At 64.8% G+C, this 18,887-nt stretch carries 19 protein-coding genes; 6 read left to right on the forward strand and 13 right to left on the reverse strand.

From position 1 onward, the window contains the following. Nucleotides 1-4: 4 nt before the first annotated feature. The 8 genes from U0025_RS24475 to U0025_RS24510 form a co-directional block, all read right to left on the reverse strand. A complete protein-coding gene (locus tag U0025_RS24475) occupies nt 5-628 on the reverse strand; it encodes a response regulator transcription factor (RefSeq protein WP_007683357.1) in 624 nt (207 codons plus the stop codon). Beyond that, nucleotides 618-2,153 carry a PAS domain-containing sensor histidine kinase gene (locus tag U0025_RS24480; protein WP_037512054.1) on the reverse strand — a complete coding sequence of 512 codons (1,536 nt, stop codon included), beginning with the start codon at nt 2,151-2,153 and terminating at the stop codon, nt 618-620. The genes U0025_RS24475 and U0025_RS24480 overlap by 11 nt, the downstream gene beginning before the upstream one ends. 59 nt (nt 2,154-2,212) lie before the next feature. Then, the gene (locus U0025_RS24485) at nt 2,213-2,686 is read right to left on the reverse strand and encodes a DUF305 domain-containing protein (protein WP_004212732.1); all 474 of its coding nucleotides are present in this window, start codon (nt 2,684-2,686) and stop codon (nt 2,213-2,215) included. Between the two features lie 90 nt (nt 2,687-2,776). Then, a complete protein-coding gene (locus tag U0025_RS24490) occupies nt 2,777-3,925 on the reverse strand; it encodes a copper resistance protein B (protein WP_020820521.1) in 1,149 nt (382 codons plus the stop codon). Next, nucleotides 3,925-5,850, reverse strand: coding sequence for a copper resistance system multicopper oxidase (locus U0025_RS24495; protein ID WP_007683365.1), 1,926 nt, complete (start codon nt 5,848-5,850; stop codon nt 3,925-3,927). The genes U0025_RS24490 and U0025_RS24495 overlap by 1 nt, the downstream gene beginning before the upstream one ends. Before the next feature lie 66 nt (nt 5,851-5,916). Further along, nucleotides 5,917-6,483 carry an RNA polymerase sigma factor gene (locus U0025_RS24500; protein WP_007683367.1) on the reverse strand — a complete coding sequence of 189 codons (567 nt, stop codon included), beginning with the start codon at nt 6,481-6,483 and terminating at the stop codon, nt 5,917-5,919. Then, nucleotides 6,480-6,920: a periplasmic heavy metal sensor gene (locus U0025_RS24505; protein WP_007683368.1), complete on the reverse strand. Its 441-nt coding sequence runs from the start codon at nt 6,918-6,920 to the stop codon at nt 6,480-6,482. The genes U0025_RS24500 and U0025_RS24505 overlap by 4 nt, the downstream gene beginning before the upstream one ends. After that, on the reverse strand, nt 6,920-7,192 hold the full coding sequence (locus U0025_RS24510; RefSeq protein WP_004212738.1) for a hypothetical protein: 273 nt from the start codon (nt 7,190-7,192) through the stop codon (nt 6,920-6,922). The genes U0025_RS24505 and U0025_RS24510 overlap by 1 nt, the downstream gene beginning before the upstream one ends. A gap of 133 nt (nt 7,193-7,325) precedes the next feature. On the opposite strand from U0025_RS24510, the gene copC reads away from it, so the two are divergent. The 4 genes from copC to cueR all read left to right on the forward strand — a co-directional run bounded on the left by copC (nt 7,326) and on the right by cueR (nt 11,800). After that, complete coding sequence (gene copC, locus U0025_RS24515; protein WP_007683372.1) at nt 7,326-7,703, forward strand: copper homeostasis periplasmic binding protein CopC; 378 nt, start codon at nt 7,326-7,328, stop codon at nt 7,701-7,703. A gap of 4 nt (nt 7,704-7,707) precedes the next feature. After that, nucleotides 7,708-8,652: a copper homeostasis membrane protein CopD gene (copD, locus tag U0025_RS24520; RefSeq protein ID WP_020820523.1), complete on the forward strand. Its 945-nt coding sequence runs from the start codon at nt 7,708-7,710 to the stop codon at nt 8,650-8,652. Nucleotides 8,653-9,047: 395 nt separating this feature from the next. Next, nucleotides 9,048-11,405: a heavy metal translocating P-type ATPase gene (locus U0025_RS24525; RefSeq protein WP_125988685.1), complete on the forward strand. Its 2,358-nt coding sequence runs from the start codon at nt 9,048-9,050 to the stop codon at nt 11,403-11,405. Continuing rightward, nucleotides 11,402-11,800, forward strand: coding sequence for a Cu(I)-responsive transcriptional regulator (gene cueR, locus U0025_RS24530; protein WP_004212744.1), 399 nt, complete (start codon nt 11,402-11,404; stop codon nt 11,798-11,800). The genes U0025_RS24525 and cueR overlap by 4 nt, the downstream gene beginning before the upstream one ends. Nucleotides 11,801-11,826: 26 nt before the next feature. Here cueR and U0025_RS24535 read toward each other — a convergent pair whose 3' ends face one another. The 4 genes from U0025_RS24535 to U0025_RS24550 form a co-directional block, all read right to left on the reverse strand. After that, a complete protein-coding gene (locus tag U0025_RS24535; protein WP_004212746.1) occupies nt 11,827-12,462 on the reverse strand; it encodes a response regulator transcription factor in 636 nt (211 codons plus the stop codon). A gap of 562 nt (nt 12,463-13,024) precedes the next feature. Next, nucleotides 13,025-13,933: a ribose-phosphate pyrophosphokinase gene (locus U0025_RS24540; RefSeq protein WP_004212748.1), complete on the reverse strand. Its 909-nt coding sequence runs from the start codon at nt 13,931-13,933 to the stop codon at nt 13,025-13,027. After that, nucleotides 13,930-15,468, reverse strand: a complete 1,539-nt coding sequence (locus tag U0025_RS24545; protein WP_004212749.1) for a thymidine phosphorylase family protein — start codon at nt 15,466-15,468, stop codon at nt 13,930-13,932. The genes U0025_RS24540 and U0025_RS24545 overlap by 4 nt, the downstream gene beginning before the upstream one ends. Then, entirely contained in the window at nt 15,465-16,913 is a 1,449-nt protein-coding gene (locus U0025_RS24550) for an MBL fold metallo-hydrolase RNA specificity domain-containing protein (protein ID WP_004212750.1), read from the reverse strand. Before U0025_RS24550 ends, U0025_RS24545 begins: the two co-directional genes overlap by 4 nt. Before the next feature lie 252 nt (nt 16,914-17,165). On the opposite strand from U0025_RS24550, the gene U0025_RS24555 reads away from it, so the two are divergent. Continuing rightward, the gene (locus U0025_RS24555) at nt 17,166-17,429 is read left to right on the forward strand and encodes a DUF2933 domain-containing protein (RefSeq protein ID WP_004212752.1); all 264 of its coding nucleotides are present in this window, start codon (nt 17,166-17,168) and stop codon (nt 17,427-17,429) included. Continuing rightward, nucleotides 17,426-18,106, forward strand: a complete 681-nt coding sequence (locus tag U0025_RS24560) for a methyltransferase family protein (RefSeq protein WP_004212753.1) — start codon at nt 17,426-17,428, stop codon at nt 18,104-18,106. Before U0025_RS24555 ends, U0025_RS24560 begins: the two co-directional genes overlap by 4 nt. A 109-nt stretch (nt 18,107-18,215) precedes the next feature. Here the strand turns inward: U0025_RS24560 and U0025_RS24565 are convergent, their stop codons facing one another. Beyond that, nucleotides 18,216-18,785, reverse strand: a complete 570-nt coding sequence (locus U0025_RS24565) for a hypothetical protein (protein WP_004212754.1) — start codon at nt 18,783-18,785, stop codon at nt 18,216-18,218. Nucleotides 18,786-18,887: the final 102 nt, after the last annotated feature.

Here is an 18,887-nt window from a genome sequence, read left to right on the forward strand (position 1 = left end):
GCAGTCACTTCGGCTTGCGGCCCATGCCCGCGGCAAAGGCGATCCGCAGGGCTTCGGACAAATTGCGGACCTCGAGCTTGGCCATCAGGCTCGCGCGATGGACCTCGACCGTTCGCGATGAACAGCCCAGGTCATAGGCGATCGTCTTATTGGGCAGGCCGTTCGCCAGCCCTTCCAGCACTTCACGCTCCCGGGGCGTCAGTGCAGCGACCCGCACGCCGGCTTCAGAGGTTTCCAGAGTGCGAAAGTCGACATCGTCGAGACGCGCGAACGCGCGGCTGACGGCGCCGAGCAGGGCGGCTTTCTCGAAGGGCTTCTCGAGAAAGTCGACCGCGCCGCCTTTCATGGCCTGCACCGCAACCGACACGTCGCCATGGCCGGTCAGGACGATGACCGGCATATTGACCCCGCGTGCTGCCATGGCGGCCTGAACCTCGAGACCGTCCATCTCGGGCATGCGCACGTCGAGGATGACGCAGCCGACGGCCGCCGACTTCGCCTCCTTGAGAAACTCCACGCCCGAGGCATAGGTCACGACGTCGTAGCCCGCGGTCTTGAGCGCAAAGCTCGCCGCCTTGCGGATGCTCTCCTCGTCGTCGACCAGATGGATGACGCGTCTATCCCCCATGTTCCTCCTCCGCCCGCGCATGGATCAAGGTAAAATGAAAGCGCGCGCCGCCGCGGACGGGGCGCTCCATCCAGATACGGCCCCCATGCGCTTCGATGATGGTCCGGCAGATCGAAAGGCCGAGGCCCATGCCGTCGGCCTTTGTCGACTTGAACGCCGTGAAGAGCTGCTCCCGGACCTCGTCGGCGATGCCGGGGCCGGTATCCGCCACGGTCACCTCGATCAGCCCGTCAGGGCGCAACCTGGTCGCCACCTTGAGGTCGCGAACCGGACACTCCGCCATCGCCTCGATGGCATTGCGCATCAGGTTGACCAGCACCTGCTGGATCTGCACCCTGTCGACGAGGACCGGCGTCGCGGCGGGATCGACTGCAAAGAAGCTGCGGATGCCGCGCTCGCGGGCGTCGACCAGCGCGAGCTGGCTCGCCTCGGCGATGACCCGCGGCAGCTCGTGGAGGCTCTTGTCGACCTCGCCGCGGGCGACGAAATCGCGCAGGCGCCGGACGATATGGCCGGCCCGCAGCGTTTCCTGTGCCGCATCATCCATCACCGACCGTAGCGACACGAAGGGTTCGTCGTCCCGCTCGTCGAGCATGTCGCGGATCGTCTCGAGATAGAGCGCGACCGCGGCAAGCGGCTGGTTGAGCTCATGCGCGAGGGTCGAGGCCATCGTGCCCATCGCGCTCAGCCGGGAGACATGGACCAGCTCTGCCTGCAGTTCCTTGAGCCTGAGCTCATCCTGCTCCTTGGCGGTGAGATCCCGGATGAAGCCGGTGAACAACCGCTGCCCGTCTTCACCGGCCTCGCCAACCGACAGCTGCATCGGGAAGGTCGAGCCGTCGCGGCGCTGGCCGACCACGACGCGGCCGAGGCCGATGATCCGGCGCTCGCCGGTCTGGAGATAATGCGCGATATATTCGTCGTGCCGGTCGCGATCGGGCTGGGGCATCAGGCAGGAGACGTTGCGGCCGACGAGCTCGGTTTCCGAATAGCCGAACAGGCGTTGGGCGGCCGCGCTGAACGACGTGATGGCGCCGGTCTCGTCGATGATGATCATCGCATCGGGGACGGTCGCCAGGATCGACTGGAGATGCTGCTCGCGGGTCTCGATTGACGCCCGGACCGCCGCCTCGTCGGTGACATCGCGACTGATGCAGGCAAAGCCTCGATGTGCGTCGCCTTCGAACAGGGCGCTGATCGTCAGGCGCGCGAGATATTCCGCGCCGTTCTCGCAGACCCGCCACGCTTCGCGCTCCAGCGTGCCTTCGTGAAGGGCGGCCGCCAGGTCTGCGCACGGGCGGCCGGCCGCAATCTCGTCGGGCGGGTAGAACAGGTCATGGGGCTGTCCCAGGACGCGATCGAGGGGCCAGCATTCGGCACGCTCGCCTTCTTCATTATAGCTCAGCACGATCCCGGCAGGATCGAGCAGCGTCAGGACGTGGCCGCCAGCCTGTCGCAGGAACAGCGGCGCAAGCCGCGCTACGTCGCTGGCAATCTCGTCCGGCCCGCGCCTCGTGTCGACCATCGTCCCGGCTCACGGGCCTGGCCGGGCGCACGGATCCGGGCGTAGCCCGACCGTGCCACTCACCGCCGCGCGAGTATGGCCTTCATCTCGTCGATTTCCTGCCGCTGCGAGCGCTTGATCGCTTCGCAAAGCCGGATGACTTCCGGATCGCTGAGCTTTGCTTCCTGGCACATCAGGATCGCCCCGGAATGATGCGGGATCATCGAGCGCAGAAAGGCCGTGTCGCCGATCGTGGTCTGGGTGCGGATGAGCGCAAAGCTGCCGAAGAAGGCGACCAGCGACGCGGCGATCAGCGCGATGTTGGCGGCTTTCGACGCGAACATGTGCCGCATGGCGACGATCATCAGCACCACCATCGGCGCGACCATCATCAGCGTCATGTAGAGCATGTTGAGGTTGTTGTAGAAGCTGTCGAGCCCGTCGATCATGACGAACATCACCAGATACATGATGACGCCGCTGATGACGGTCTGAACGGCAAGGCTCCAATAGGCGCCCATCTTCCGGGTGTTCATGTGGGACGAATGGTCCATGGCGTATCTCCTTCGCTCGGCGCCGGCCGACCTTGGTATGAGTGTAACGCCCCGCTCTCCTGTTCGCCCCCGCCATCAGCCGTCCTGATGCTAAAACCAGAAGCGAACGCCGGCGACGAAGCTGGTCGCATGGACGTCCTCGCCGGCAAGCCTCGACAGCCGCGCCGTGTCGCCGGCTTTGCGCAGATAAGAGACGCCGATATAGGGTGCGAACTGGCGGCTGAACTCATAGCGCAGGCGCGCGCCGAGCTCTATGTTGACCAGCCCCGAACCGATGTCGTTCTCCGGAATATCCTGCGCGGCGAAATTGACCTCGGCGCGCGGCTGCAAGATCAGGCGCTGGGTAATGCGCTGGTCGTAATAGCCCTCGACCCGGCCCAGAACATCGCCCTTGGTCGAGAGGAACAGCGCGCCTTCGACTTCGAACATGCCGGGAGCCAGGCCCTCGACGCCGACCGTCGCGTAAGTGCGGTCGGGCCCGCGGCCGAAGTCCTGGCGGATACCGCCCTGAAGATTGAAATAGGGGTCGATGGCCCGGCTATAGAGCACCTGCACCTCCGCGCTGTCGATGCCGCGGCCGAACTCGCCTTCGCCCTCGCTCTTGAGCCAGAGCCGGTTGATATCGCCGCCGTAAAAGCCTTCGCCATCCCAGCGATAGCCATCGCGACCGCTATGCGCTTGATACTCGAACAGGTTGAGCAGCACCTGCCCGAAATTGTTGCCGCCGCTGTCCTTCATCATGATGTCGCGTGAGCGCGCCATCTCGGCGCCGGGAAAATCACGATCGGCGAAGTGGTCGCTGGGGGGAGGCGGCGGGGGCGCATTGCCGGCCGGAAGCGCCGTGCCGGTCATTTGCATGCCGGGCATGGCGGTCTGGCCATGCTGCGAATGGTCCATCCCGGGCATGTCCGGCATCGCGCCGTCCTGATGCTGGGAGTGGTCCATGCCCGGCATGTCCGGCATCGCGGGAGACGCGGGTTGCGGCTGACCGGCCGCATCTCCCTGCGGCGCAGGACTGGCCTGGTGCTGCGAATGGTCCATCGCCGAGGTGGCGTCTGGCGCTGGTGTCTGAGCGCGCGGCCTGGCGGCGGCCTTGTCCTTCTTCTTCTCCTGCGCCGGCGGCACCTCGCCCGGCGGCGCCATGCCGGGCATGCCGTGCATTGAATGATCCTGGGCAAAGGCGGGCGCGGCAGCGAAAAGGGCGATCGCGCTCACCAGCGGCGTGAGGATGCGGGTCATTACGCGTCTCCCTTCGGACGGACGCTCACGACCCGCATCATCCCGGCATGCATGTGGTAGAGGAGATGACAGTGGAAGGCCCAGTCGCCGACCGCGTCGGCGGTGAAGTCCCAGGTCACCTTGCCGCCGGGCTGGACGATTACCGTATGCTTGCGTGGCGCATGATCGCCATGCCCCGTCACCAGCTCGAAAAAATGCCCGTGAATATGGATCGGATGCCCCATCATCGTGTCGTTGATGAGATTGACGCGCACCCGCTCGCCTTCGATGAAGGGGATCGGCTCGTGATGGTCCGACATTTTTTCGCCGTCGAACGACCACATGAACCGCTCCATGTTGCCGGTGAGGTGAATGTCGATGCTGCGGCTCGGCGCGCGCACGTCCGGATTGCGATCGAGCGCCATCAGGTCCCTGTAGACAAGCACCTTGTGGCCGACGTCGGCGAGGCCCTGGCCGGGCTCGCCGGTGCGGTCGACGGGCATCGGCGAGATGGTCTGGACGCTCGGGTCGCGCTTCACCTGCGGCGCGTTCGAGAAGTCTCGCATCTTCATCGACCCCATCGCGTGCCCGCCATGGTCCATGCCCGCCATCTGGCCATCGGCGCCCATCGCGCCGTGGTCCATCCCGCTCATCGCGGAATGATCCATCCCCGAATGATCCATGCCTGCCATGGCGCTATTGTCCATGGTCGCCATCGCTGCCGCCGCGCCGGTCGCGAGGCGCGCGGACGCGTTCTTCTCGGCCGTCGGATCGACGCCCCGCATAGCGCCGCCCGACATGTCCATGCCTTCCATGCCCGGCATCGAGGACATGTCCATGCCCATGTCCTTCATGTCGGCGAGCGGCCGTTTGCGTAAGGGGGGAACCTCGCCGGCCATGCCGGCGCGCGGCGCGAGCGTGGCACGCGCCATGCCCGAGCGGTCGATCGCCTCGCCGACAAGGGTGTAGGCCTTGTCATCGCCTGGGCTGACAACGACGTCGTAGGTCTCGGCAACACCAACCTGGAACTCGTCGACGGTGACCGGCACCACATTCTGCCCGTCGGCCTGGACGATGGTCAGCGGCAGGCCGGGGATGCGGACGTTGAAGGTGGTCATCGCCGACGCATTGATGACCCGCAGCCGCACCCGTTCGCCCGGGGTGAAGAGCGCGGTCCAGTTGTCCATCGGACCATGGCCGTTGACGAGATAGGTGTAGGTGGATCCGGTCACATCGGAGATGTCGGCCGGGTCCATCCGCATCTGGCCCCAGTCGAGCCGGTCCTTGAGCGGCTGATCCTTGCCCGACAGGAGCCCGGCCAGGGTCTGGCGCTGGAAATTGAAATGGCCGGGGTTGACCTTGAGGCGCCGGAAGATCGCCTGCGGCGAGAGCGCGCTGTGATCGGCGAGCACGATGACATGCTCGCGGTCATAGGCGACCGGATCGGCACCGGCGGGATCGATGATGATCGGGCCGTAATGGCCTTCCTGTTCCTGCAGGCCTGAATGGCTGTGGTACCAGTAGGTGCCGCTTTGCACGACGGAGAACTGGTAGAGGTAGTTCGAGCCCGGCTTGATGCCCGGAAAAGACACGCCCGGCACACCGTCCATATTGGCCGGCAGGATCAGCCCGTGCCAGTGGATCGAGCTGTCCTCCTCCAGCTGATTGATGACGTTGAGCCGCACGCGCTGGCCCTCGCGCAGCCGGATCAGCGGGGCGGGGACCGTGCCGTTGAGGCCGATTGCCCGGAACTTGCGCCCGTCGATGGTCATCGACTGCCGGGCGATGGTGAGCGTGATGTCTTCGCCCGACACGGTCGGCAGCGTCGGTCGCATCCCCGGCGAGATCGTCTGCGCCCAGGCCGGCAGCCAGGCTGACAATGCTGCGCCGCCGCCGGCGAGGGCCGCGCCGCGGAGGAACTGGCGGCGGTCGAGAGCAGAAATCATTCGGTTGTCTCAGCTTTAAGAAAGAGGGCGTACCTATTGGGAATACGCAGCATGGCCTCATCCCCCTCAAACTTTCTTTAATATTTCCGAAAGGCGTGCCCTAGCTCGATAGAGGCGCGTTTCGACCGCCTTCTGGCTGATCCCGAGAATTTCGGCGGTTTCAGCTTCCGATTTCTCGTCGATCGTACGCAAAATAAGCGTGTCCTTGAGGGAAGACGGCAGGGCAGCAATCGCTTTCATTGCTTGCGCGAGCTGCTGTTCGGCCCCGATCGCCTGATCGGGCAGCGGTGCGTCGTCGGCGACGCCGTCCGCCTCGCCGAGCGGTAGGGCTAGGGCAAAGAAATTTCGAACCGCTCGCCGACGCCGCCAGTCATGGCATTTGTTGATGACAATCCGGGACATCCAGACCTGGAAGGGTCGGGTTACGTCATAGCGGTTGAGTGCGGCAAAGGCCGCGACGAAGCTCGCCTGGGTGACATCCAATGCCTCATCCATAGATCCGACATGGCTGCGCACGAGCCGGTGAACCCAACCTTGATGCCGGCGGACCAGCTCGCCATAGGCCGCTTGCCGGCCTCCAAGCGCCAGAGCCGCGAGCTCCCCGTCCGAGCAGTCGGGGAGGCACGCGGTCATTCGGATTTGGCCGTCAGCGCTTTCACCACGGCGTCGTCGAATTTGTCCGTCTGATCCGGGCGCAGCACGGCCCGCATCGCGAAGATATGCTCAAGTGTTTCTTTCTGCAGCGCGCCCATGGCCTGGTGCGAGCGATCCACCGCAGTTGCGACTTGCGGGCCATAGCCATGCTCCGCTTCGATCGCTTCCGCGAGACGCGCATTGTCGGCGCGCAATTCGGCCTCCAGCGCTTGACGCCGGATCGCGTAGTTCTTCTCGATTGTCTCGAGTCGGCTGTGTTGCGCTGAATTCAGCTTCAGATCGCGATGGAGCAGCTCGTGCAGCTCATTTTCGACCGGGCGCACTGGAACCACATAGACGCGGCCAATGACAACGCCAGCGATCGCCGCGGCGAAGGTCACCAGGACGAGGAGCAGGAGCCGGCGGCGGTCGCGCATCACTGCGAGCTCAGCAGCGTCGAGGGCGCAAGCGCGAGCCGAGCATCGAAGGGCGATAGCGGTTTGGCATCAGCAGACCGTGTCGGAACTGCCGAGCCGGCAATTCCGATGAACAGCGCGGTTGCGGCCGCGATGCCGAACGTCATAGCGCCAAGGCTTGGTATGGCCCGGATGCGCGCTATTTCCGCCATGACCCGGCTTTCCAGGCCGCCGAGCCTGGGATCGAGAGGCGCATCGCGCAACCGCGAGAGCAGGTGGTCAAGTTCATCCATGGTGCTTCTCCGTCTTCATCCTTCAATACGCACGATGGTCCAGGAACCCTTGCTGTAGATTGAAAAGAATAATTGCGAGGGGTGGGGGCTCGGGCTGCGTATTGTCTCATGGGATCTACAGGAGAATGTTCCAATGCGTTTCTTTTCGCCTCTCGCAGTTATCGCCGCCGTCGGCCTGAGTGTTTCTGCTCCGGCCTACGCGCATCCCAAGCTTGTGTCCTCGACGCCCGCCGCGAACGCCAGCGTCTCGGCGCCTTCGCGTATCACGCTCACCTTCAGTGAAGGTCTGATGCCGAAGCTGTCGGGCGCCGAGATCGTGATGACCGGCATGCCCGGCATGCCCAACCACCGCATGGCGGTAACCGGCTTCAAGACGTCCGTCGAAGGCGACAAGACGCTCGTGCTGACGCTCGCCAAGCCGCTCATGGCGGGCAGCTATCAGGTCGCCTGGCACGTCGTCTCGACCGACACGCACCGCATCCAGGGCAATCTCGCCTTTACCGTCAAGTGACGCCATGAACGACGTGGCACTCGTCGCCGTCCGCTGGGCGCTCTACGTCGATCTCGGCCTGTTGTTCGGCCTGCCGCTGTTCGCGCTCTATGCGCCCGGCGGCGGCCGGATGGTACAGCGGCATCTGCCGATGGTAGCAATGGTGGCCGGTCTCGCCTGTCTCGCCCTCCTGCTGTCGGCGCTGGGGTTCGCGTTGCAGGCAGCGGCCATGACCGGGCTGCCGCTCACCCAGCCTGATCTTTCCATGGTCGCAGAGCTGTTCAACGGCACGTCCATGGGAACGGCGCTGAAGGCGCGCCTCGTCGCGCTCCTCGTTCTTCTGCTCTCCATCCCCTTCTATCGCCGGCAATCCCGTCCTGCCTTCATCGCCTCCACTCTGGCAGGCGCGGTCGCACTCGCGACCCTCGCCTGGAGCGGGCATGGCGCGGCCGGCGAAGGCGAGGCGGGCTGGCTGCAACTGGGGGCCGATCTCATCCATCTGCTCGCCGCGGGCGCCTGGGTCGGCGCGCTTGCCGCATTCCTTGCGCTGGTTCTTACCAGGCTCGCAACCGATGATCTCGCCACTGAAGACATGGACCGGGTCATGCTCGCCGAGGAAGCGCTGCGGGGCTTCTCCCTCGTCGGCACGATCATCGTCGCCCTGCTGATCCTGACCGGGACGGTGAACGGCTGGTTCCTGGTCGGCCCGGGCAACATCGCGTCTCTCGGGCAGTCGACCTACGGCCTGCTGCTCATCGCCAAGCTGCTGCTCTTCGCCGGCATGCTGGGCCTGGCCGCGCTCAACCGTTATCGCCTGACCCCGGCACTTGCGCAGGCGATCGAGGAAGAGGACGCGCCACGGGCGCAGGCGCTGCTGCGCGCGAGCCTCGTCGTCGAAGGCGGTCTTGCGATCGTCATTCTCGGGCTGGTCGCCTGGCTGGGGACACTGTCGCCACCCATGTCGATGTAGTTTATCGTTTCGAACGCCTCGCGTTGGGAGAAGCCAATGCAATCGTACACCCCGCCGCGCGGGACTGGATCGACGAAAGACTATGATCGCGCGATCCGCCTGTGGGCGCGGGAGAAGCGGTGGCGTGCCGCCATGCTTGCCATGCTGCGCCCGGATTGGCGCCTGGTAATCGCCGATTATGGCCGCCAGCACGGGTCTCATGCGGCTCGCCTTCCGCCTGACCGTGCAGCGGGCTCGATGGCATCGACGATACCCAGCCCAATGCCGACGGCGTGCTCCCCGGCCTGATGGCGGCCAAGCGAACGGGCCCGCCGATTTGGCCACTTAGGCGATTACGTATTGACCCTGACACGGTGTCAGACCCTAGATCGTCAGGCGTCGAAAGGAGCGAGGCGATGAACGAGACACATGGAGCGGCGCATGGCGGCGGTTGCTGCGGCGGCCACGGCACCGCTAAAGCGGCGACCGGCGTCAAGGACCCGGTCTGCGGCATGACCGTCGACCCGGCGACCACGGCGCATCACGCCGAGCATAGCGGTGAAAGCTATCATTTCTGCAGCGCGGGCTGCCGGACCAAATTCATCGCCGATCCCGAGCGCTATCTCGGCCCGCCGACGCCGCCGGTCGCGGCGCCCGAAGGCACGATCTGGACCTGCCCGATGCATCCCGAGATCCGCCAGGACCATCCCGGGTCCTGTCCGATCTGCGGCATGGCGCTCGAACCCGCGACCGTGACCGCCGACAGCGGCCCCAGCCACGAGCTAGTCGATTTCACGCGGCGCTTCTGGGTCGGCCTCGTGCTGGCTCTCCCGGTGCTGATCCTCGAGATGGGCGCGCATGTCTTTCCCGCGATCCATCGCCTCGTGCCGATGTCTATCTCGGTATGGATCCAGTTCGTGCTGGCGACACCCGTCGTGCTGTGGGCGGGCTGGCCGTTCTTCGAGCGTGGCTGGGCCTCGCTCAAGACCCGCAACTTCAACATGTTCACCCTGATCGCGATGGGGACCGGGGTCGCCTGGATCTACAGCGTCATCGCGACGCTCGCGCCTCAGCTGTTCCCGCCGGCCTTCCGCGGCGAGGACGGCATGGTTGCCGTCTATTTCGAGGCGGCCGCGGTGATCACCGTCCTCGTGCTGCTCGGCCAGATGCTCGAACTGCGCGCGCGGGAACGCACCTCGGGCGCGATCAAGGCGCTGCTCAACCTTGCACCAAAGACCGCGCGCCGGATCGGTTCTGATGGGAACGAAGAGGAAATCAGCCTTGATCTGGTTGCGGTGGGCGACCGCCTGCGGGTGCGGCCGGGCGAGAAGGTGCCGGTCGACGGCGTAGTCGAGGACGGCCGCTCCTCGCTCGACGAGTCGATGGTCACCGGCGAATCCATGCCCGTCACCAAGGCAAAGGCCGACACAGTGATCGGCGGCACGCTCAACCAGACCGGTGCGCTGGTGATCGTCGCCGACAAGGTCGGCCGCGATACCATGCTCGCACGCATCGTCCAGATGGTCGCTGAGGCGCAGCGCTCGCGCGCGCCGATCCAGCGCATGGCCGATCAGGTGTCGGGCTGGTTTGTGCCCGTGGTCATCGCGGTCGCGGCCGTCGCGTTCATCGCCTGGGGCATCTGGGGTCCCGAGCCGCGCTTCGCCTATGGGCTGGTGGCGGCGGTCGCCGTGCTGATCATCGCCTGTCCCTGCGCACTGGGGCTGGCAACGCCGATGTCGATCATGGTCGGGGTCGGCCGCGGCGCCGGGCTCGGTGTCCTCATCAAAAATGCCGAAGCACTCGAGCATATGGAGAAGGTCGACACTCTCGTCGTCGACAAGACAGGCACGCTGACCGAAGGCCGGCCTGCCGTCACCCAGGTCGTGCCGGCGCCCGGCTTCGACGAAGCCGAGCTGCTGCGTCTTGCCGCCTCGGTCGAGCGGGCGTCCGAGCATCCGCTCGCGTTGGCAATCGTCGAGGCCGCGAAGGATCGCGGCATCGTCACGAGCGACGTCATCGACTTCGACTCGCCGACCGGGCGCGGCGCGCTCGGCACGGTCGAAGGGCGGCGCATCGTCCTCGGCAATGCGCAGTTCCTTGCCGACAAAGGGGTTGCGACCGATGCGCTCGCCAGCCAGGCCGACGCGCTGCGCCGGGATGGCGCCACCGCGATCTTCATCGGGGTCGACGGCACAGTCGGCGGCGCCTTCGCGATCGCCGATCCGGTGAAGGCCACGACACCAGAAGCGCTCGCCGCGCTCAAGGCGGAGGGCATTCGCGTGGTCATGCTGACCGGCGACAACCGCACGACCGCGGAAGCGGTCGCCCGACGCCTGGGCATCGACGAGGTCGAAGCCGAGGTGCTGCCCGATCAGAAGAGCGCCGTGGTCGCCAGGTTCAAGCGCGAGGGGCGGGTCGTCGCCATGGCCGGCGACGGTGTCAACGACGCCCCCGCGTTGGCCGCCGCCGACGTCGGCATCGCCATGGGTTCCGGCACCGACGTCGCGATCGAGAGCGCTGGCGTCACGCTGCTCAAGGGCGACCTGACTGGCATCGTCCGGGCGCGGCGGCTCAGCCAAGCGACCATGTCGAACATCCGCCAGAATCTCGTCTTCGCCTTCATCTACAATGTCGCGGGCGTGCCCGTAGCGGCGGGTGCGCTCTATCCGCTGTTCGGTATTCTGCTCTCGCCCATTATCGCGGCGGCGGCGATGGCGCTCTCTTCGGTGAGCGTGGTCACCAACGCGCTGCGCCTCAACCGGAAAGCACTGTGAACATCGGCGAGACGTCACGGCAGAGCGGCGTCTCTGAGCGGATGATCCGCCATTATGAAAAGATCGGCCTCATCCCGGCGCCGGCGCGTCGGGGTGCTGGCTATCGTGACTATGGCGAGCGCGACCTCCATCGCCTCCGGTTTATCGCCAATGCCCGCGATCTCGGCTTCCCGATCGAGGAGATCCGCACGTTGCTCAGCCTTTGGGCCAATACCGGCCGTGCCAGCGCGGAGGTGAAGCGGCTTGCCCTTGCCCGCGCCGATGAGTTTCAGCGCAAAGCCGAGGCGTTGACGGCGCTGCGCGACACGCTAATCGACCTGGCCGAGCGCTGCCAAGGCGACGAGCGGCCGGATTGTCCGATCATCGCCGAACTGGCCGCGGCCCGATCCGCATAGCATCCGGCATCGCACGGCCGAGAATTTTAGGGGTGCCCGTTTTCGGTCGATTCGTGCAGGTCGACGGCGAAAGCGATCCGCAACAGGTCGGGCAGGCTTTGCGCGTTGAGTTTGATCATCAGACTGGCCCGATGCAGCTCGACCGTGTGCGACGTGACGCCGAGTTCATCTGCGATAAGGCTATTTGGATAGCCTCGCGAAATTCCTCTCAGAACGGCCCGTTCGCGCTGCGTCAGTCTCGCGGCTTTCGAAAGAGCGTCGGCCTGTTCGGAGGCACGACGGGCTATACTCTCAAGCCAGCTGAAGCCGCGGTCGATCGCGCCGAGCAATGCGGCCTTCTCGACCGGTTTGGCGAGAAAGTCGGCAGCGCCCGCCTTCATCGCCTGTACGGCGAGCGTAGGATCGCCATTGCCCGTCAGCACCACGACGGGCATGTCGATACCGCGTCGCGTCAGCTCCGCCTGAACCTGCAGGCCGTCCATGTCGGGCATGTGCATGTCGAGAACCACGCAGCCTTTCTCGGCGTCCTCTGCGCTCAACAGAAACTCCGGCCCCGAAGCGTAGGCTTCTACGGCAAACCCTGCGGTCCGCAACGTGAAACTTAGTGCTTTTCGTATTGTCTCTTCGTCATCGACGATATGCACGACGCGCTTGTTCCCCATAGCCCCCGAGATCGATCAATACGCAGTGCCGCGAGGGCAGCGCTTCAAGGGATACTTCTCTGCACGTTGGACTATGGTCCCAGGTCAAGAGTAAAAATTTGGCGAGGCAAAACGGCGAAGGACAGCGAAACTGTGAGGGTTCGGCTACTCCGCTCACACCAATGCCGCGGTCGCTGCGGCTCATTGCCGGGTCTCTGCTCCGGACGATGCATGCGAGTTGCCCGCGCCGCCCTCGGCGCGATCGAGCCATCGCTACGCTTCCATCACATCGTCGACCGGCAGCGGGTTACTGGCGCCCGGCGGGCGAGGGGGGCGGGTTGGCCCTTGACGGCTGCGCGATCGGACGCCCAGGATAGCAGGGTGGCGCGCTTTACTTCGGGCTCAAGCTTCAGGTGCCCAGCAACGTCGAGGGGATCGATGAACGAGCGTGTGTGCGACACGACATATCCTCCTTCCCTGCCGCGATTTTCTCCGAAAGGGAGATCTCAGGAGATTGGTTCGGACTCGTTTAGGGTCAATGGATGAGGACGCGCACAGCGTTTGCCGGGCGTTCATTTCCGTCTTAGAACTGACGCGCAGCACGCCATTCAATCCGGTGGCGAACGGCCTCCGCGATCGCTGGCATGACGTCTATATCATTCGACGCATGTGCAACCGCGTTCGTGCTGACGATCCTTTCGACAAGCCCACCCAGAACCTGCGCTGCATCGCCGGCAAAAAGCGGATGCACGACCACGCAATCCGGTCGCGCGAACCCCATGCCGACCAGTTGGCGCGCCGCCTCGGTGAGGGTCCGACCGGATGAGGCGATATCGTCGACCAGCACCGGCTGGCGATCGAGAAACGCTGGGGCATTCGGAATCGAGATGGTGACGTGACGGTCGCCGGATCGGATTTTCTCGCACACGAGAAACGGAGCATCGGCATCGGCCGCCACCTGCGAGACCCACTGTTCGCTTTCCAGGTCCGGACCGATGATCAGCGGGCGAGCGACATTGCGCTTGATCCACGAGGCCAAAAACGGCGCGGCATGAACAACCTGGGTTGGGATGCGGTAGATTTCCGACAATTCATGGTAGCGATGGAGATGCGGATCGACCGTCACCAGCCAGTCGAGATGGCGAGACAGGATCGCAGCAAAGGTTCGCGACGTCACCGCCTCGCCGGCATGGAAGCGTATGTCCTGGCGCATGTAAGCGAGGTAAGGGGCGACGAGCCCGATCCTGCGAGCGCCAAGATCGCGCGCGGTGTCGGCTGCGAACAGCAGCGGCAACAGCTTGGCGTCCGGATGATCGAGACTGGACAGCAGGATGACCTCGCGGTCGCTGACGTCGTTTCCGACCCTGAGATAGGTTTCCCCGTCAGGAAACTGACGATGCTCGATCGTGCCGACCTCTGCATCGAGCGCGGCGGATAGCGGCTGTGCCAGGGCCTCGCTGCCAGGCAGCGCGAACAGGACGGGACGGTTCATAGCGCTTCAATCCCGAAGATCGGCCCGTCGCTCACGGCATAGGCCGCCGCATAGTCGAGCTCGCCCGGGCTCTCGGCATGAATGCTACACAAGGGAGCCCCGGCATCCACCATCTGGTTCAGCCGACACTGCAGTGCGACGCCAGCGGCCTTGGCCACCGGCGCGCCGGCGAGCTTCGCGACCGTCGCGAGCTTGCGATTGTCGATACTCACCAGGCGGCCGCTATAGGGAGCGATCATATCCTGCTGAAACCGGGCGACCGGTGGAGCCCGCATGCCGCCCTGCGCTTCGCAGATACGTTGGAACTTGGCCCAGGCCCCGCCGCTTTCGAGACACGCCCGCGCACGCGCATAGCCTTCGCCGGCCGGGGCCGCGTCAGCGAGCTCAAGCAGTCCTCCCGCCAGCTCGCAGGCCCGGTGGGCGAGATCCTCGGCGCCCGGCTGCCCCTGGAGGACGGCAAGGATATCCTGCGCCTCGAGCGCCGGGCCGATGCCCCGTCCGATCGGCTCCGCGCCGGGGCCGCGCATCACCCGCGTGCGAAGCCCGAAGGCTTGGGCGACCGAGCTCAGCGCGCGCTCGAGCGTATCGGCGGCATCGGTTCCGCGTACCTTGGCGGTCGGCCCGACCGGGATATCGATGACCAGATGGGTCGCACCGGCCGCGATTTTCTTGGACAGCACCGAGGCGACCATCTGCCCTACGGCATCGATATCGAGCACTCGTTCAACGCCGATGATCACATCGTCGGCCGGGCTGAGATTGACGGCGCCGCCCCAGGCGATGCAGCCGCCTTCGCGCTCGACCACCTTGCGGATGGCGGAAACGTCGAGGTCGACAGGTGCAAGCACCTCCATCGTGTCCGCCGTGCCGGCCGGCGAGGTGATCGCCCGCGACGATGTCTTGGGCATGATCAGGCCCTCCGCGGCCATGATCGAGACGATGATCGGCGTGGTGCGATTGCCCGGCAATCCACCGACGCTATGCTTGTCGACGATGACCGCTCCGGACCACTGCAATCGCTCGCCGACATCGACCATCGCCCTGGTCAGGCTGATCGTTTCGTCCGTATCGAGCGGGACCGCTGAGCATGCCGTGATGAACGCCGAGAGATGGACATCGCTATAGCGTCGCTCGGCGATGTCGGTCATGATCGCTGAAAAAGCCCCTTCACTGAGACGATTGCCATAGATGCGCCGACGCACTTCGGCGAGCGAGGCGAGAGGCTGGGCGTGCGCGATCTCGACCGGATCGCCCTCGCTGACGCCGAGCCGCCGCCATGCGGATTCGGACAGGCCGATCTCGCCGGGCGCTGGAGCCTCCGCGGAACTGTGCAGCAGCGAGACGACGATTTCCCGCCCGCCGGCGTGCAGCGCGACCTGCGCGCGCGACGCGAGACCTTCCGAGCGGCAGACGGGACAGTCTTGGCGCATGACCGCGATCAGATCACCTCCGGCAGCCGACAGGCCGAGGCGGTGTGCCCGCAGCGTCGTCGCGACAGGCTCTACTTCGGCGTCCTCGATGATCCCGGGCTTCACGCGAGCATGCCCCAGCTACCCAGCGCCGGTACGCTGCATGCCCAGCCCAGATTCTCCGAGACACGCTTCGCCAGGACCTGGGCGCCGGTCGGCTCGCCATGCGTGACATAGACATGGCGCGGGGGCTCTTGCAGCGACCCGAGCCAGCGCATGAGCTCGTCGCTGTCGGCATGCGCCGAAAGCATCGTCAGGTTGGCGACATCGGCTTCGACCGGGATATACTCGCCGTGGATCTTGATCGTCCGGGCGCCCCCGATCATGGCGGCGCCGCGGGTGCCCGCCGCCTGGAAGCCTGAGAAGAGGATGAGGTTCTTCCCATCCGGCGCGAAGCGCTTGAGATGGTGGAGCACGCGGCCGCCCGTTGCCATTCCACTGGCCGAGATGATGACCTTGGGAGCGGGGTTGGCGGTGAGTTCCTTGGATTCCTCCACTTCGCGCACATAGTGCGCGACGCTGCACGCCGCTTCGCACTCGGCGCGGGCCAGGCGATGCTCGTCCATGAAATCGCACATCAGCCCGCTCGCGTTGATCGCCATCGGGCTGTCGAGGAAGATCGGGATGTCGCGGAGGCGTCCCTGCGCGCGCAGACGCGAGAAATGATAGAGAAGCGACTGAACCCGTCCCACGGCGAAGGCCGGAATCACCACCGTCCCGCCTCTCTCGACGCATCGTTCGACATGATCTCCAAGCGTCTTTGTCGGATCGACCTGCTCGTGGCGCCGATCGCCATAGGTCGATTCCACTAGGACATAGTCGGCGCGCGCGGGCGGCTCGGGATCCTTCATCACCGCATCGCCGTAACGGCCGATGTCGCCTGAGAAGAGGATTGTCCGCCCCTTCCAGTCGATCTCGATCGACGCCGCGCCGAGGATGTGGCCGGCGCGATGGTAGCGCACCCTGATGCCGTCCGTGACTGCATGCCACGCTCCGAACTCGATCGGGCGGAAGAGCTGCAATGCCAGACGCGCGTCGGCCTGGGTGTAGAGGGGCAGCGCCGGCTGGTGCCTGGAGAAGCCGTGCTGGTTGGCGAACTCCGCATCCTTTTCCTGCAGATGGCCGCTGTCGGGAAGAAGGAGCTCGCACAGGGCCGCGGTCGCCCGCGTGGCAAGGACGGTCCCGTCCCAGCCCAGGCGCGCCATGCGCGGTAGTGCGCCCGAGTGATCGAGATGGGCGTGGGTCAGCAGCACCTGGCCGACATCCGCGACTTCGGGTGGGATCGATGCCCAATTAAGGCGGCGCAGATCCCTGGGTCCCTGAAACAGGCCGGAATCGACCACGATCTGAGTTTCACCATCGTCCACCAGATAACGCGACCCTGTGACCGTTCCCGATGCGCCGAGAAAGGCAACGCCGAGACCATCGGCCGGGCGCTTGGCCAGATCGATCCTTGCTTCACGCTCGAAGATGGTCACGCGGGAATGGTGCCGTTTCTTTCTCTTTTGCATGGACGCGGGCCTGCCTCTCACGATTATGTTCGTGAGCGCAGCATTGGTTCGCGGACGCCGCACGCCTATACGCAAAATCCGCAGCACGACTGCTGCTCCCCGACAGCTGCGTCGCCCGAACGCCGATGGCCGATCCCATCGATCGCCTTACCCATGCCTGCGCGATGCCCGGGGGACTTCGGTCTCTACTTATACCTTGCTCCTTGGACTCGAGCCTATGCTGCCCGGACGTTGACCAGAAGAGGACGGCATATGGGCGAACATGACCATCGCATGCGCAAGCGCGGCAAGATCGTTCTGATCGGCTTCCTGCTCGTCGCTAGCTTCTTCCTCCTCACCGAGTATACCGCGCACTTCCTGGGTGTGCTGCCCTATCTCATCCTGCTCGCCTGCCCGCTCATGCACCTGTTCATGCACCGCGGCCATGGTGGGCATCAGCATGGCCATGAGCCCGGTCAGGCACCCGCCGGCTTACCGGCCAATCCCAACGGCCGCATCGAAGGAGAGTCGCGATGACGCACGCCGACTATGGCTATGGTCTGTGGGGGCTCGCGCTGGTTAACGCCGCCGTTTTCATCCTCTTTGCGTTCAGCTTCTTCAAGCCGGCAACTAAACGAGACTGGCGCAGTTTGGGGGCGTTCAGCGCTTTCATCATAGCGCTCTTCGCGGAAATGTATGGCTTCCCGCTCACGATCTTCGTGCTTTCGGGGTGGCTCCAGTCGTATTTCCCCGCTGTCGACTGGTGGAGCCACGATGCTGGACATCTCCTGGAGATGATGTTCGGCTGGCGAGTTAATCCCCATTACGGTCCATTCCACATCGCCAGCTTTGTGCTGATCGGCGTGGGTTACTGGCTGATCTCGGTTGCATGGACGGCCCTTCACTTGAGTCAGCGCAAACACCAATTGGCCCTTACTGGGATTTATGCCCGGATCCGGCACCCGCAATATGTCGGCTTCATTCTCGTCATGCTCGGCTTTTTGCTACAATGGCCGACCCTTTTGACCCTTGCTATGTTTCCGGTGCTCGTCGTGATGTATATTCGGCTGGCTCGGCATGAGGAAAAGGAGGCGCTAGCCAGCTTCGGCGAGGTTTACCGCGATTATATGGCTCGCGTGCCCGGCTTCATTCCGAATCTGACAATCCATTCGCGTCGAAGAAGGCCATGGCGATCCTTTGACGGGAATGGCTGATGTAATTGCCGGCAAGGTCAATGCTGACGTTCTGACTGGCCTTATTATTCGGACATCGTTACCCGACCTCACAGCACACTACTGCAGCAACCCCGGTTCGACTGCGCAATCATCTTGGGAGGGCAAGTTCGCCTTGCACGGGCAGATTCGGTGTGGAGCTGATGCCCGGCACTAGACGCAGAGCATCGCCGATCAAGGTATAGACGGCGTGGCGCTGGCCGCCACGGTTCCGATGGTCGACGCGATAGCCCTGATAATGTCGGCGGAGCAGGCCTGCATTCACCAGTTCGGAAACGGCGCGACTGAGATTACTCTTGCCGGCTGTGCGAATGCGTGCCCGCATTTCCTCCGCGATCACGCCGCGCCTTTTCTCCAGATCGCCGGGGAGCAGTCCGTTTCTAGCGAGGTCGCTCTCGACCCGCTCGGCCAGCGTAATGCTGCGCGGACCACGCTGGGCCATCGGGGTCAATGCGTCGCATAGCCAATCGCGCAGGGAAACGAGCCCATCGTTCCGCCTGACCCAGGGACCGGCGCTTCCATCTGGCCCCGCCACCTGGGCGATCAGGTTGAGCAGCATGAAGGCATAACGGGGCCGGCTCGATACGGTCGCCAGCGTCTCGAGCACGGCCGCGACATCACAGCCAATGGAGGGTTCAAGAGGCTTGCCTGCATGAAACATAACATGATGGAATCAAGCACAAAGCAGGATCAATGTGAATCCCAAATCGGCGGCCGCAGACGGGTTGTCAGCTATGACACTTTGCCAGCGGATAAAGTGTCA

Source organism: Sphingobium yanoikuyae (assembly GCF_034424525.1).
Lineage (GTDB): Bacteria > Pseudomonadota > Alphaproteobacteria > Sphingomonadales > Sphingomonadaceae > Sphingobium > Sphingobium yanoikuyae.